This window comes from Kitasatospora sp. CB02891 (assembly GCF_002803145.1).
Classification (GTDB): domain Bacteria; phylum Actinomycetota; class Actinomycetes; order Streptomycetales; family Streptomycetaceae; genus Kitasatospora; species Kitasatospora griseola.
The window spans coordinates 521,767-535,433 of the sequence record NZ_NNBO01000002.1 but is presented as its reverse complement, the minus strand read 5'-3'; the positions used below and the strand labels follow the sequence as shown (position 1 = coordinate 535,433).

The 13,667-nt window shown below is 74.7% G+C and carries 17 protein-coding genes; 8 read left to right on the top strand and 9 right to left on the bottom strand.

Going from position 1 to position 13,667, the window contains the following annotated elements:
• Positions 1 to 46 precede the first annotated feature (46 nt).
• Both CG736_RS07850 and CG736_RS07845 read right to left on the bottom strand, forming a co-directional pair.
• The gene (locus CG736_RS07850; protein WP_198520393.1) at positions 47 to 556 is read right to left on the bottom strand and encodes a DUF664 domain-containing protein; all 510 of its coding nucleotides are present in this window, start codon (positions 554 to 556) and stop codon (positions 47 to 49) included.
• Between the two features lie 15 nt (positions 557 to 571).
• Entirely contained in the window at positions 572 to 949 is a 378-nt protein-coding gene (locus CG736_RS07845; RefSeq protein ID WP_100585425.1) for a VOC family protein, read from the bottom strand.
• 70 nt (positions 950 to 1,019) lie between these two features.
• Between CG736_RS07845 and CG736_RS07840 the strand changes: the two genes are divergently transcribed.
• Both CG736_RS07840 and CG736_RS07835 read left to right on the top strand, forming a co-directional pair.
• On the top strand, positions 1,020 to 2,060 hold the full coding sequence (locus CG736_RS07840) for a sigma-70 family RNA polymerase sigma factor (protein WP_232733864.1): 1,041 nt from the start codon (positions 1,020 to 1,022) through the stop codon (positions 2,058 to 2,060).
• 4 nt (positions 2,061 to 2,064) lie between these two features.
• Positions 2,065 to 2,847, top strand: a complete 783-nt coding sequence (locus CG736_RS07835) for a hypothetical protein (RefSeq protein WP_100585424.1) — start codon at positions 2,065 to 2,067, stop codon at positions 2,845 to 2,847.
• Here the strand turns inward: CG736_RS07835 and CG736_RS07830 are convergent.
• From CG736_RS07830 to CG736_RS07820, 3 genes are read right to left on the bottom strand one after another with little or no spacing between them, the layout of a single operon-like run.
• The gene (locus tag CG736_RS07830; protein ID WP_100585423.1) at positions 2,837 to 3,484 is read right to left on the bottom strand and encodes a response regulator transcription factor; all 648 of its coding nucleotides are present in this window, start codon (positions 3,482 to 3,484) and stop codon (positions 2,837 to 2,839) included. The two genes, CG736_RS07835 and CG736_RS07830, sit on opposite strands and share 11 nt — an antisense overlap.
• Complete coding sequence (locus CG736_RS07825; RefSeq protein ID WP_232733863.1) at positions 3,481 to 4,788, bottom strand: sensor histidine kinase; 1,308 nt, start codon at positions 4,786 to 4,788, stop codon at positions 3,481 to 3,483. The genes CG736_RS07830 and CG736_RS07825 overlap by 4 nt, the downstream gene beginning before the upstream one ends.
• Positions 4,785 to 5,777 (bottom strand): hypothetical protein, encoded by a 993-nt coding sequence (locus CG736_RS07820; RefSeq protein ID WP_157815467.1) that lies wholly within the window; start codon positions 5,775 to 5,777, stop codon positions 4,785 to 4,787. The genes CG736_RS07825 and CG736_RS07820 overlap by 4 nt, the downstream gene beginning before the upstream one ends.
• Before the next feature lie 418 nt (positions 5,778 to 6,195).
• Here CG736_RS07820 and CG736_RS07815 point away from each other — a divergent pair, with 418 nt between their 5' ends.
• Together CG736_RS07815 and CG736_RS07810 are read left to right on the top strand one after the other, a co-directional pair.
• The gene (locus CG736_RS07815) at positions 6,196 to 7,185 is read left to right on the top strand and encodes a YihY/virulence factor BrkB family protein (protein ID WP_157815466.1); all 990 of its coding nucleotides are present in this window, start codon (positions 6,196 to 6,198) and stop codon (positions 7,183 to 7,185) included.
• A gap of 47 nt (positions 7,186 to 7,232) precedes the next feature.
• Positions 7,233 to 7,589: an immunity 51 family protein gene (locus CG736_RS07810; protein WP_100585627.1), complete on the top strand. Its 357-nt coding sequence runs from the start codon at positions 7,233 to 7,235 to the stop codon at positions 7,587 to 7,589.
• Positions 7,590 to 7,697: 108 nt separating this feature from the next.
• Here CG736_RS07810 and CG736_RS07805 read toward each other — a convergent pair whose 3' ends face one another.
• From CG736_RS07805 to CG736_RS07795, 3 genes are all read right to left on the bottom strand, one after another.
• Positions 7,698 to 8,108: a transglycosylase family protein gene (locus tag CG736_RS07805; RefSeq protein WP_198520392.1), complete on the bottom strand. Its 411-nt coding sequence runs from the start codon at positions 8,106 to 8,108 to the stop codon at positions 7,698 to 7,700.
• A 499-nt stretch (positions 8,109 to 8,607) separates the two neighbouring features.
• Complete coding sequence (map, locus tag CG736_RS07800; protein ID WP_100585420.1) at positions 8,608 to 9,375, bottom strand: type I methionyl aminopeptidase; 768 nt, start codon at positions 9,373 to 9,375, stop codon at positions 8,608 to 8,610.
• Between the two features lie 99 nt (positions 9,376 to 9,474).
• The gene (locus CG736_RS07795; protein ID WP_100585419.1) at positions 9,475 to 10,059 is read right to left on the bottom strand and encodes a TetR/AcrR family transcriptional regulator; all 585 of its coding nucleotides are present in this window, start codon (positions 10,057 to 10,059) and stop codon (positions 9,475 to 9,477) included.
• 154 nt (positions 10,060 to 10,213) lie between these two features.
• Here CG736_RS07795 and CG736_RS07790 point away from each other — a divergent pair, with 154 nt between their 5' ends.
• A complete protein-coding gene (locus tag CG736_RS07790; protein ID WP_100585418.1) occupies positions 10,214 to 10,669 on the top strand; it encodes a nuclear transport factor 2 family protein in 456 nt (151 codons plus the stop codon).
• Positions 10,670 to 10,727: 58 nt separating this feature from the next.
• Positions 10,728 to 11,000, top strand: coding sequence for a helix-turn-helix transcriptional regulator (locus CG736_RS07785; protein WP_043907991.1), 273 nt, complete (start codon positions 10,728 to 10,730; stop codon positions 10,998 to 11,000).
• 9 nt (positions 11,001 to 11,009) lie between these two features.
• Here the strand turns inward: CG736_RS07785 and CG736_RS07780 are convergent, their stop codons facing one another.
• Positions 11,010 to 11,660, bottom strand: a complete 651-nt coding sequence (locus CG736_RS07780) for a class I SAM-dependent methyltransferase (RefSeq protein WP_100585417.1) — start codon at positions 11,658 to 11,660, stop codon at positions 11,010 to 11,012.
• Positions 11,661 to 11,796: 136 nt separating this feature from the next.
• Here CG736_RS07780 and CG736_RS07775 point away from each other — a divergent pair, with 136 nt between their 5' ends.
• A complete protein-coding gene (locus CG736_RS07775; protein ID WP_100585416.1) occupies positions 11,797 to 12,894 on the top strand; it encodes a serine hydrolase in 1,098 nt (365 codons plus the stop codon).
• Entirely contained in the window at positions 12,891 to 13,667 is a 777-nt protein-coding gene (locus CG736_RS07770; RefSeq protein ID WP_100585415.1) for a MerR family transcriptional regulator, read from the top strand. The genes CG736_RS07775 and CG736_RS07770 overlap by 4 nt, the downstream gene beginning before the upstream one ends.

Here is a 13,667-nt window from a genome sequence, read left to right as displayed (position 1 = left end):
CCGCGCCGGGTCGGAGGGGCGGCTCGCCCCTCCGACCCGCCGCACGTCAGTTCTGCCCGGCCGCCGCGACGGCCCGCTCCCGGTACCGGGACCACCACGTGTCGTCCGTCGCGGGCATCCGCCCGGCACCCGGCCGGTGGCCGACCCCGCCGTCGATCGGCTCGCGGACGAGGTCGGCGTGGCCGACGTGGCCGACGTGGTCGGCGTGGCCAGCGTGCCGCTCGGTCTCGACGACCAGGTGGACCAGCACCCGGCACAGGCGGGGGGCGGCGTCCGGCCCCGGCCACTGCGGGACGTGGCCGACGGCGTCCAGCGGCAGTTCCTCGGCGGTGGCGTCGGCGTGCTTCCAGGCCGCCCAGTGGGTGTCGACGACGGTGGCCCAGTGGTCAGTGTCGGTGTCGGGTTCGGGTCCGGCCGGGCCGAGCAGGTCGGTCCCGGTCGGGGTGGGCGGGCGGCGGAGGTCGCGTTCCGGCAGGCCGTCGAGCTTCCACCGGACGGCCTCGCGGGCGTCCGGCAGGTAGCGGCGCAGGTCGGTCCCGGGGTCGGTGATCGTCATGGCGGATCCCTTCGCTCAGGCGCCGAGCAGGCCGACCGGGTTGCCGTCCGGGTCGTCGAACACGGCGATCCGGCCTCGTCCGGGCACGGCCTGCGGCTCCATTCGGCGACGGCCGCCGAGCTCCTCGGCCTTGGCGAGCGCCAGGTCCACGTCCGCGACCCGGAAGTAGACCACGATCCCGGTGTAGGGGCTGCCGGGGCCGGACTGGCCGATCCCGCCGGCCGGTTCGCCGTCGGCCGCCCCGACCAGTGCGTAGGTGGCGTCCAGTGCGTCGACCTGCCAGCCGAACAGCTCCCGGTAGAAGCGGTGGGCGCGCGGCGCGTCGACTGCGGAGATGTCGAACCAGGCCGGTGTGGACGGGAATTCGGCGTTGCCGGTGGTGGCGCTGGTCATGAGGTCCTCCTCGGGTACGGAAAAAGCCGGTCGAAGAGGTGACTCCCGCCGTGCGGCAGAATCGTCGTCCGTGAGCGAGGAATCCTGCGCGACCCCACCCCCCGTCGCCGCCGCCGACGACCTGACGCTGGCCCGCGATGGCGACGGCGCCGCCTTCACCCGCCTGGTCGCGCCGCTGCGCCGCGAGTTGCACGCGCACTGCTACCGCATGCTCGGCTCCACCCACGACGCGGACGACGCGCTGCAGGAGGCGCTGGTGCGCGCCTGGCGCGGCCTGGAGCGGTTCGAGGGCCGCAGCTCCCTGCGCGCGTGGCTGTACACGGTGGCCACCCGCACCTGCCTGGACGCCGTCGACCGCCGCGGCAGGCGGGCGCTGCCGATCGACCTGGGCCCGGCCTCCCCGCACGCGGTGCTCGACGCCACGCCGTTGACGGAGGTCGCCTGGCTGGGCCCGTACCCCGACGCGGGCCTGCCGATCGGGCCCGCCGGCCCCGCCGCCCGCTACGAGCAGCGCGAAGCCGTGGAGCTCGCGTTCGTCGCGGCCGCGCAGCACCTGTCGGGCAATCAGCGGGCCGCGCTGCTCCTGTTCGACGTGCTGGGATTCTCCGCCGAGGAGATCGCCGCCATGATGGACACCTCCGCCACCTCGGTGAACTCCGCCCTGGCCCGGGCCCGGCGGAAGCTCGCGGCGACGCTGCCCGAGGTGTCCCAGCAGCAGACGCTGCGGATCCTCGGCGACACCCGAGTCCGGGACATCGCGACCTCGTTCGCCACCGCCCTGGAACGCGGCGACGCCGACGCCCTGGTCGCGCTGCTCACCGAGGACGTCACCTGGTCGATGCCTCCGCTGGCGCACTGGTACGCCGGTCTCGGCGCGGTCATGGACTTCGCGGCGGCCGTCCCCCTCACCCGCTGCCCGAGCTGGCGCCACCGCCTCACCACCGCCAACGGGCAGCCCGCGGTGGCGTTCTACCTGGGAGCGGCCCCGGACGCGCCGCACCCGGCCTGGTCCCTCACCGTCCTGACGCTGCGCCGGGACTCGGTGGCGGAGATCGTCTCCTTCCTCGGCCCGGAGCACGTTCTGGCCGCCGGCCTGCCCGCGGAGCTCTGAGCCCGTGCGTGGAACGCCCCCTGACGACACGTCGAAGAACGCGCACCAAATCGGCCGGGCGCCGATCGCCAACGAGCTGCTGCCGCACGTCCCGCGCGAGCGCGTGCCCGCCGTCGAGCCCGTCGTCCGGACGCCGCTCGGGCCGCTGACCTTCGCCGCCGCGCTCGGCGGACGTCCGCTGCCCGGCGTCCCCGACACGCTGTGGCGGCTGCCGTCCGGCGCCCGGATCGCCCGCTGGGCGGGGCCCGACGCCGACCTGGAGCTGCTGCTCACCGCGTACCTGCCGGAGCCGACCGGCTTCTCCCGGGTCGTCACGGAGGCCTGGGCAGCGGTCTGGCACCTGCGCGCCCACCGCACGGTGCGCCGCCCGGCGCCGGCCGTGCGGCTCGCCGATCCGCCGCCGGGCACCGAGAGCGGCTACGGCGGCGGCCAGTACCTCGCCGCCCTGGAGATCACCGGCGCCGGTCACGACCTCGCCCTGGCGGGCGAGGACGCGGAGGCGATCTGCCGCCGCGCGGCCGACGGGACGGGCGTCCCGGCCCGCTGGGCCGGGGAGTCGGCGGCGGTCGAGGAGCACCGCCACGGCTGGGGCGAGGAGTACCGGTGGGACCGGCATGCCCTGCACTGGACCCTGCCGGACCTGCTGCCGGGCGAGCACCTGCTGCTGCCCGTCGCCACCGCCTGGCTGCCGGCCGGCCCGGACGACGACACGTCCGCGCTGTGGGCGGCCGACCTGCGGCTGGAGGTGATCCTGGCCGCCGCCGTGGGCCCGGGTCTCAGGGGGTGACGAAGCCGGAGCGGTAGGCGATGACCACGGCGTGGGTGCGGTTGCGGGCGGCGAGTTTGCTGAGGATGTTCGCGACGTGGGTCTTGACGGTCTCCGCGCCGAGGAACAGGGTCCTGGCGATCTCCGCGTTGCCCAGGCCGGCGGCCATCAGGCGCAGCACCTCCTGTTCGCGGTCGGAGAGCGGGTGGGGGAACGGGGTGGACTCGCGGCGGTGACGGAGCGCCAGGTCGCGCACCGAGTCCGGGAACATCAGGGTGTCGCCGAACGCGGCCAGTCGGACGGCCTGCACGATCGCCTCCGGGCGGGAGCGTTTGAGCAGGAAGCCCGCGGCCCCGGCGAGCAGCGCGTCGTGGACGCTGTCGTCGTTCTCGAAGGTGGTGATCACGACGACGCGCGGGGCGGGGACGACGGTGTCGAGGATCCGCCGGGCGGCCTGGATGCCGTCGAGGGCGGGCATCCGTACGTCGGTCAGCACCACGTCGGGTGTCAGGTCGCGGGCCAGGGCGACGGCGCGGGCGCCGCTCTCGGCCTCGCCGACCACCTCGATGTCCGGTTCGGCGGAGAGGATCACCGCCAGGCCGGAGCGCACCAGGGGTTCGTCGTCGGCGATCAGGACCCGGATCGGTGTGGCGCTCAATGTTCCCTCCCGGGGCGGTCGTTGGCCCGGCCGAGGGTGAGCGGCAGCCGGACGGCCACCCGCCACAGCCCGTCGACGGGTCCGAACTCGGCGTGTCCACCGAGCAGTTGGGCGCGCTCGGCGATGCCTCGGGTGCCGCGGCCACCGCGGTGGCCGGGGCGGCGCGAGGCCGGCAGCGGGTTGCCGATCCGCAGGCGCAGCTCGCCCGCAGCAGCGTCGATCGTCACGTCGACGGGTGAACCGGCCGCGTGCCGAAGGGCGTTGGTGAGGGCTTCCTGGACGATCCGGTAGGCCTCGCGGGAGACCACGGCGGGCATCGCGTCGAGGTCGCCGACGGTGAGGGCGACGGGTGAACCGGCGGCGCGGGCGGAGTCGGCCAGGCGGTGCACGTCGCGCAGGTCCGGTTGGGGGGTGCGGCCGGGGCTCTCCTCGCGGAGCAGCCCGAGGACGTGGTCGAGTTCGTCGGCGGCCGAGCGGGCGGCCTCCTCGATCGCGGCGAGGGCGCTACGGGCGAACACCGGGTCCCGGTCGAGGACCCGGCCCGCGGCGGCGGCCTGCAGCGTCACCACGCCGAGCGCGTGGCCGACTGAGTCGTGCAACTCCCTTGCCAGCCGGTTGCGTTCGGCGAGTCGGGCGCCGAGGCGTTCGGCTTCGGCGAGCCGCTCGGCGGCGGACGGCCCGAGCAGTGCGGGCGCCGAGCGTTCCAGGGCCCGGCCGGCCGCCCACGCGGCGGTCGGCAGCAGCAGCGCGAGCAGCACCCCGGCGACCGGTCCGAGCCCGGCGGGCACCGCGTTCAGCCAGCCCGGCGGATCGTCCAGGAACGGACGCACCGTCAGCAGCACGACGACGGCGGGCGGAACGGCCAGGGTCGCCCCGGAGACGGGCGCGCCGAGGCCGAGGTGCAGCACGGCCCAGGCGACGGTCCGCCCGCGCGAGGCCTCGGCGTCCTGCGGCCGCTCCCCCAGCGTCCCGGCCGGCAGCAGCGTCCGGACGATCACGAACTCCAGCTGCCGGACGAACGGGAGGACCGCTGCGGCCGCCGCGACCAGGGGCAGCGCCGCCAGGTACGCCCCGAACTGGATCAGCAGCGTCCCGCCGAGCGAGGTGGCTCGGAACAGCGGCGCGAGGGCGACGTTCATCACGAACCAGAACGGCGTCATCATCGCGCCGCCCAGGATCAGCAGCGCCCAGCGCCGCAGGGCCGCCCGGCTGCACAGGGCAAGGCCCGCCCGGCCGCACAGGGCGAGGCCCGCCCGGCTGCACAGGGCCGGGGCGGTCCGGCGGAACTCCCCCCGTCGAGTCACGCCTGGATCATCCCACTGCGGTCGGCCGCGTTCTCCGATGCCCCCGCCGCCTCCGTGACCAGCAGGGCCAGCACGGTGGCGAGCACCGCGCCCACCAGTGCCTGCAGGCCGCCGACCAGGGCCAGGCCGCGCATGTCCTGGCCCTCGTTGAGCGGGGTGTGGAGGGCGGAGGTCAGCAGCCAGAACAGCCCCCAGCCGAACGCCGTGCCGGTGCCGACCCAGGCCGTGATCAGCGTCCGCAGGGCCGGCCGGCCGTCCGGCCGTCGGGTCAGTGCCGCCATGGCGACCAGCCCGGCCAGGACGAGGAGCGCGAAGCCGGTGTCGATGACCAGGGATTCCGCCGCGGTGCGGGTGTCCTCGGGGCGCAGGGCGTGGCTGCCGAACGCCCAGGACAGTTGGACGGCCACCGGGATCAGTCCGAACGCGGCGACCCCGGCCACGATCAGCCGCCGCGTCCCGGCGGCCGGCCCGGCGGGCAGGTCGCGCAGCCGCAGCGCGAACACGCCGGCCCAGCGCTGGCGGGCGTGCATCACGAACCCGGCGACCAGGCCGATCGCCTGGAGGCCGAAGCCGCCGTAGACCACGGCGTACACCCAGCCCTCGATGAGGTCCTGGCTCGGGTCCCCGGAGGACGCGAAGCCGCCGGTGAACGCCCCGGCCACGGCCGCGACCGGCACCACCAGGGCGATCGGCGCGAGCAGCCCGGTGGCCACCCACATCGGCAGGACCAGCAGCCAGCCGGGGACCCGCCGGCCCCACGGCCGGGCCAGCGCGAGCGCCAGCACGGCGGCGATCGCGTCCATGCCGAGCGTCGCCAGGTTGGCGCCGATCATGGTGCCGCTGCGCATGCCGTCGCCGTGCACGCCGATCCCGCTGCCCGTGACCCAGGCGATCTTCAGCGCGAGGTAGGGCAGCGTGGCGGCGATCGTGCCGACGCAGACCGCCGTCCGCAGGCGTCCCGGGCTTCCGAAGTTCTGCATTGTCGTCATGCCATGACCTTCGCAACCGACGGCGCGGCCCCGATTCCCCCGGACAGGGGACGCCCCTCCCCCGTTCGGGGGAACGGCCCCGTTCGGGGGAAGGTCCGCCACGCCTTCGGCGCCCGCACCCGGCGCCGGGCGGCCGGCCGACGCGTCGTCACCTCGTCGACCCGGTCGCAGCCGTGGAGCACCGGCACCACCGTCGCGCCCGCCACCGCGAGCCGTACCGCACTGCACCGCACGCCGTCCGCCTCCTCGCCGTCCGCACCGCGGCCCGGCCGGGCTCCGGCCGGGCGACCGGGGCCGTGCGGCGGCCCTTCCGCCGCGCGGGGGTTCACACCCCCGGGTGACGGTCCGCGCCGGTGGGCGGTGGGTGCGGCACGGTCGGGCATACGCGGGGTGCCGATCAGCGAGGAGGGACGGGCCCGTGAATCCGATCGAACGCGCGCTGCGCGCCGTCGACCGCACGCAGCAGCGGCACCGGGTGCCGGCCGCGGTGTTCGGCGTGATCAAGAAGTACGGCGACGACCGGGGCGGGCTGCTGGCCGCGCTGATCACCTATTACGGCTTCGTGTCGCTGATCCCGCTGCTGCTCCTGCTCTCCACCGTGCTGGGGTTCGTGCTGCACGGTCATCCGGAGGCGCAGGAGGCCGTGGTCGACTCCGCGCTGGCCGATTTCCCGATCATCGGCGACCAGTTGCGGGAGAACGTGCACTCCGTGCAGGGCAGCGGACTGGCGCTGGTGATCGGCATCCTCGGCCTGCTCTACGGTGCGCTGGGCATCGCGCAGGTGCTGCAGCACTCGATGGCCGAGGTGTGGAACGTGCCCGGCGTGCGGCGGCCCGGCTACTGGCCGCGGCTGGCGCGCAGCCTGGCGCTGTTCGGCGCGCTCGGCCTCGGCCTGGTGGTGACCGCGGCGGCCGCGGCGCTGGTCGGCACCACGGCGGGCGGCACCCTGGCCCGGGTCGGCGGGCTGCTGCTGTCGGCGGTGCTGAACACCGCCGTGTTCGTGGCCTGTCTGCGGATCCTCACCCCGAAGGAGGTGCGGACCCGCCGCCTGCTGCCGGGCAGCCTGGTGGCGGGCCCGCTGTTCACCGTCCTGCAGGCGTTCGGCGCGGCCCTGGTGGCGCATCAACTGCGGCACGCCAGCGCCGTGTACGGCTTCTTCGCGACGGTGATCGGCCTGCTGTCGTGGCTCTACCTGGCGTCCCAGATCACCGTGTACGCGGCCGAGACGAACGTGGTGCTGGCTCGCCGGCTGTGGCCGCGCTCGCTGCTCCAACCGCCGCTGACCGGCCCGGACCAGGAGGTGCTGGCCCTGCTGGCCCGCCAGGAGGAACGCCGGCCCGAACAGCGGGTGGAGGTCGAGTTCGAGGCGCCCGAGGACGAGGACGACGGACCGGAGAAGGGGCGTTGACCGTCGGGCCCGGCGAGGTGTCGGTGGCCGCCGGTACCGTCCGGATCATGACTGATCGTGAGACGTACGCCCCGCTGAGGTTCTTCGAGTACGACCACCGCCCCGGCTCGTACTGTCTGATGCTGACGGACGATCGGATGGTCGAGGTGGACGAGGTGTTCGAGGCCGCCGGTCAGGACAACGGCGGCTACGGCTGGGAGGCGGTGGCCCGCTCCGCGGTGCGTTCGCGCGCCCCGCAGCTGGAGGGCCGGTTCCGGTACGACCCGGAGGCCGGCATGTTCGTCGCGTACGGCCAGGACGCGGAGGCCCTGCGCGAGCTCGGCGCGCTGCTGTCCGCGGCGTTCCGCGACCGGCCGACGCTGCGCGAGCTGATCGACGCCGCCGAGCCCGACTGGTTCGACTGATCCGTGCGCCCGGGCGGACGCGGAAACGCCGACGGCCGCTCCCTCCGGGAAGGAGGGAGCGGCCGTCGGCGGGTGCGGGTGGTCCCGCGGGGTCAGCGCGTCACCGGGTCAGCGGGTCAGGCCGGCCTTGACGGAGCACACCGGCCAGGCGCCGGGGCCCTGGGAGGCGAGCACCTTCTCGGCGACGTCGATCTGCTGCGCCTTGGTGGCCTGGTTGGCCTGCGGCGCGTAGGCGGTGCCGCCGTACGCGGCCCAGGTGGAGGAGGTGAACTGCAGGCCGCCGTAGAAACCGTTGCCGGTGTTGATGGACCAGTTGCCGGTCGACTCGCACTGCGCGACCTTGTCCCAGGTGGACGCGTCGGCGGCGTGGGCCGAGGTCGCCGTAAGGAGACCGGCCACCGGCAGGACGGCCACGGCGGAGCCCGCCACGATGGCGGCGCGGACGCGGCTGCGGGTGCGGCTCCCCTTCTTGGCGGTGGTGGCGGTCGTGGCGGCGGCGGTCTCGTTACGGAAGATCATGCGATTCCTTTCGGCTGCCCCGGGCAGGCAAGGCGGAACCAGGGCCCTGGCGGGCCGGCTGTTTCACGCTTGTGGATCGGACGGGGCCGTCGCTTGCCGACATGCTCTCCGTCGCGGTCACCCTGCCCGTTCGGTCCGGCTCGGTGGCCGTTCCGGGGCGTTGGTGTCGGGTGATCCCGGGTAGTGCGCCCTGCACTGGTTACGAAGTTACGGGCGTTTCGGCCGATGTCCAAGCATTCGAAGGTCTGCGCAGGTCAGAGCCGCGTTACCGGCGGTACATCGGGGTTCCGGGGCGCACTGCCCCGCGATTTCTCGGGCCCGGCCCGCGCGTCCTGTGACCGGCCTCACCGGCTTTGGACCCCTTCCGCCGGGGAACCGCACACGCCGCGCGACCCGGCGGTGGCCGACCGTCGACCGACCCGCCTCCGGGCTATGGGCCGGGCCACAACGGTCACGCTCCGCCCACTTCCCGTTGACCCGGCGTGGCCGAAATGCCGTCTCAGGACAGTGCGGTGAGCACTCGCGGCCCGTCCTCGGTGATCGCCACGGTGTGCTCGGAGTGCGCCCCGCGCGAGCCGTCCGCCGACCGCAGCGTCCAGCCGTCCCGGTCGGTCCGCAGCTCCGCCGTGCCGGTGCACCACCACGGCTCCAGCGCCAGGGTCAGCCCGGGGCGCAGTTCCAGGCCGCGCCCGGGGCGGCCGACGTTGGCGACGTGCGGGTCCTCGTGCATGGTGCGGCCCAGGCCGTGGCCGCCGAAGTCGGTGTTGATCCGGTAGCCGGCCCCGTGGCCGACCTCGGCGATGGCCGCCGAGAGGTCGCCGATCCGGTTGCCGGGCACGGCCGCGGCGATCGCCGCGTCCAGCGCGGCCCGGGTGGAGTCGATCAGCCGGACGTCCTGCTCGGCTGCCGCGCCCGCGACGACCGTGACGGCGGAGTCGGCGACCCAGCCGTCGATGGACACCGCGAAGTCCAGGCTGATCACGTCCCCGTCGCGCAGCACATAGGGGTGCGGCTGCCCGTGCAGCACCGCGTCGTTCACCGACAGGCAGATCACGTTGCGGAAGGGCCCGCGGCCGAACGACGGCGCGTAGTCCCAGTAGCAGGAGACCGCCCCGCGCTTCTCGACCAGCTTCCGGGCCCGGTGCTCCAGGTCCATCACCTGGCGGCCGGGCTCGACCAGGCCCGACAGCTCGGCCAGCGTCTCGGCCACGAACCGGCCGGTGACGGCCATCTTCTCGATCGCCTGCGGGGTCTTGTACTCGATCACGACACAGCTCCTGAACAGCGGCGGCGCGCCGCCCACTCGATGACGCTGCCGGTATTTGAATACCGGCGGGACGGGGACACCCTAGCAGCAGAGCGGTATTTAAATACCGCTCCGGGGGCCGCCGCCCGCCAACATCGCCTCGACGGCGGCACGCGCCTGCCGGGCCGGGTCGGGACTGCCGGAGATCGCGGCGGTGACGATGGCGCCCTCGGCAAGCAGCTGGACGGGCGCCGGCTCGGCGAGGCCGGCGGCGCCGGACCAGTCGGCCAGGTGCCGGTGGAAGGCCTCCTTGTGGGAGCGGACCTCGGCGAGCACGGCCGGCGAGGCGGGGCCCAGTTCGCCGAAGGCGTTGATCCAGGCGCAGCCCCGGAAGCCCGGTTCGGCGCACCACCCGGCCAGCCAGTCGAACGCGGCCAGCAGTCGGGCCCGCGGGTCGGCGTGCGCCTCGGCGGCCGCGACCAGCCGCCCGCGCCAGCGCCCGTCCCGCCGGCGCAGCACGGCCACCACCAGGTCGTCCTTGGTGGGGTGCAGGCGGTAGATGCGCTTGAGCGGCAGCCCGGAGGCGGCCCGAACCTCGTCCATGCCGACGGCCCGGATGCCCTTCTCGTAGAACAGTGCCTCGGCGGCGTCGAGCAGTTTCTCGTGGTCCTGGCGGGCCTGTTCCTCGGTGAGCGGGGCGGGCATCGGCGCACTCCTGCGGCGGATCGACGGTGACGGATTGACGGTGACGAATCGACGGCGACGGATTGACGTGGAGAACGGTCGTTCCCTACCCTAGCGCCCACTGCTGGTCGAGAACGTGCGTTCTCCACCTCTCCCACCCTTCGAGGAGCCCGCCATGACCGAGGACCGCCCGCCCCGCCCGCCGTTCACCCGCGACACCGCCCTCGCCAAGGTCCGGGCCGCCGAGGACGCCTGGAACAGCCGCGACCCGCAGCGCGTCGCCCTCGCCTACACATCCGACTCGGTGTGGCGCAACCGCGACGCCTTCCTCACCGGCCGCGCCGAGATCGTCGCCTTCCTCACCGCCAAGTGGGCCCGCGAGCACGAGTACGCGCTGCGCAAGAACCTGTGGGCGTTCGACGGCGACCGGATCGCCGTCCGCTTCCAGTACGAGTGGCACGACGACGAGGGCCAGTGGTGGCGCAGCCACGGCAACGAGCTGTGGGAGTTCGACGCGCACGGGCTGATGCGGCGGCGCGAGGCGAGCATCGACGACGTCCGGATCGACGCCGCCGACCGCCGCATCCTCGGACCCCGGCAGGACGACGAACCGGAGCTGCCGGTGCGCTGAGACCGGCTGCCTCCCGGGCGATGCGACGCGGGGCCGCCGCGTTCAGTAGCGTGGCGGCATGGTGCGAGTCCCCCTCACCCCCGAGCAGATCGAGGCCGGCCGGCGTCTGGGCGCGTTGTTCCGCGAAACCAGGGCCGGCCGTGACCCGGTCGCCGTCGCGCAGAGCGCCGGCATCTCCCCCGAGACCCTCCGCAAGATCGAGATGGGTCGGCTCCCCAGCCCCGGTTTCGGCACCGTGGTCGGCCTGTGCGCCGCGCTCGACGTGCCGTTGGACGACGCCGCGCAGGTCTGGCTGGGCGTGGTCGCCGACGACCGGCGCGCCGCCGGCTGACCGGGGGCGTCAGACGGTCGCCACCACGGCGTACCGCTCGTCCGCCACCGGGCCGCCCCACAGTGCGGCGTCCGCCGACAGTGGTTCCACCCGCAGCTCGCGCACCAACGGCCTTACCGCACGGGCCAGTTGATCGGCGCTCGCGCCGCCGGCCCAGGGCAGTTCGCCCGCGCCCGGGGTGTACGGCTCGGTGACCGCCTCGCGCCAGCGGCCCTCGATCAGCACCAGCCGGCCGCCGGGGCGCAGCAGGGTCGTCCAGTGGCGCAGCGCCGCGTCCGGGTCGGGCAGCGTCCACAGCAGGTGGCGGCAGAGCAGCGCGTCGAACCGTTCGGCGCCCACCGGCGGCCGCGACGCGTCGCCGACCAGGAACCGGCCGGGCAGTCCCGCACCGGCCAGCTTCGCCCGGGCCCGTTCGACCATGCCGGCCGCCAGGTCGACCCCCGTCACCCGGTGCCCGGCCTCCGCCAGCAGCCGCGACAGCGACCCGGTGCCGCAGCCCGCGTCGAGCACGTCCAGCGGCCCGTCGGGCACCCACGCGCGCAGTCTCCGCTCCCAGGCCTGCCGGGTGGCCTCGGCGGTCAGCCCGTGGTCGGGCTCCTGGTCGAAGGCGGGGGCGGCGTCGTTCCAGTACTCGGCGATGGCGTGCAGACGGGTGTCCATCGGAGCACTGTCCCACCGGCCGCCGACAACCGGGTGTGGGCCGGGTCACGGTTGAGGTTGACCTCGGGGCAGGGTGGAGGCTCCTCGCATCGGCGCCGCGCCGATCCGGCAACACGATGCGAAGGAGCCGAACAGCATGTCCACCACTGTGTCCGACCGGGGGCCGGAGCGCCCTGAACTCCAGCGAGTGATCGGGGAGTTGGTCGAGTCCGGTTTCGTCGGGGTCCGGCTCCGGGTGAACGACGAACGGGGCGAATGGGTCGGCGGCGGCGGTTCGCGCGCGTTGGACCGCAGCGCCGGGCCGACGGTCGACGGGCACTTCCGCATCGGCAGCACCACCAAGAACCTGGTCGCGGCCGTGGTGCTCCTGCTGGTCGCCGAGGGCCGGCTCGGCCTGGACGACCCGGCCGGCGACCACCTGCCCGGGTTCGGCCTCGACGGGCGGATCACGGTGCGGATGCTGCTGCAGCACACCAGCGGGATCTTCAACCACACCGGCGAGCTCTACGAGGACGGGACGATCGTCCTGGGCGTCCCCTGGCAGGGCAAGGAGTGGGTGGCGGGCCGCTTCCGGACCTACCTGCCCGAGGACCTGGTGCGACTGTCGCTGTCCCGGCCGCCGCGGTTCGCGCCGGGCGCGGGCTGGAGCTACGCCAACACCAACTACGTGCTGGCCCGGCTGGTGATCGAGCGGGTCACCGGCCGCCCGTTCGCGGTGGAGCTGCAGCGGCTGGTGCTGGGTCCGCTGGGGCTGACCGGCACCGTCGCGCCGGGCGTCTCGCCCGAGCTCCCCGAGCCGCACAACCGCAGCTACTACCGCTACCCGGACGCCGGGCGGGAGCGGATCGTCGACGTCACCCGGCAGAACCCGTCCTGGGTCGGCGCCGGCGGCGATCTGATCTCGACCACGCGCGACCTGCACACCTACTTCTCCGCACTGATGGGCGGCCGGCTGCTGCCCGCCGAGCTGCTGGCCGAGATGCGCGCGCCGGAGGCGACGGCCGGCTACGGCCTGGGGGTGTTCGCCCAGCAGACGGACGCCGGGACCGTCTACCACCACAACGGCGCCACCATGGGCTCGGCGGCGCTGATGTACGGCACGGCCGACGGCGCCCGGACCCTGACCGCCGGGCTGACCTGGGTGGACGACGCCGACCTCACGATCGCCCCCGCGTTCCTGACCGCCCAACAGCGGCTCGTCGACGCGGTGTTCTGCGGCACACTGGCCCGATGAGCAACGGAGTGACGATCGGTCGGGCGGCGGCCTTCGTCGGTGTCACGGTGAAGACGGTGCGGCACTACCACCGGCTCGGCCTGGTCGCGGAGCCGGAGCGGGACAGCTCCGGCTACCGCCGGTACGGGTCCGCGGAGTTGCTTCAGCTGGTGCAGGTCCGGACGCTGGCCGCCGCGGGCGTGCCGCTCGCCGGGATCGGGGCCGTGCTCGACGCCGAGGCCGCGCAGTTCGGCGCGGCGCTCGCCGATGTCGGGCGGCAACTCACCGAACGCATCGACGAGTTGGTCGCCCGCCGCGACACCTTGCAGCGGCTCGCCGACGGCGACCGGGCCCTGCTGCCCGACCGCGCCTGCGCGGTCCTGGACCGGATGCGCGACCTCGGCCTCGACCCCGGCTACGTGGCCGCGCAGCGCGAGGCCCTGGTGCTGGCCCGGGCGCTGGTCCCGGCCGGCTTCGACGGCTTCCTGCGTCAGCTCGAACGGGGGCTGCACGACCGGGAGTTCGTCGAGCTGACCAGACGCGCCTGGGAGGCCGAGAGCTGGCAGCCGGACGATCCGAGAATCGAGGAACTCGCGACCGCCATGGCCGACCGCTACCTCGCCGACCCCGCGCTGCTCGGGGATCACGCCAGCCTGCGGGCCTGGGCGAACGCCCCGGCCCAGTACCGGCTGATCAACAACCACCGCGAGGACCGGGCGCCGGTCGCGGCCCGACTGACCGCACTCACCGAGGCCAGGCTTCGCGCGGCGGGCGTCCCCCTGCCGCAGCGCTGA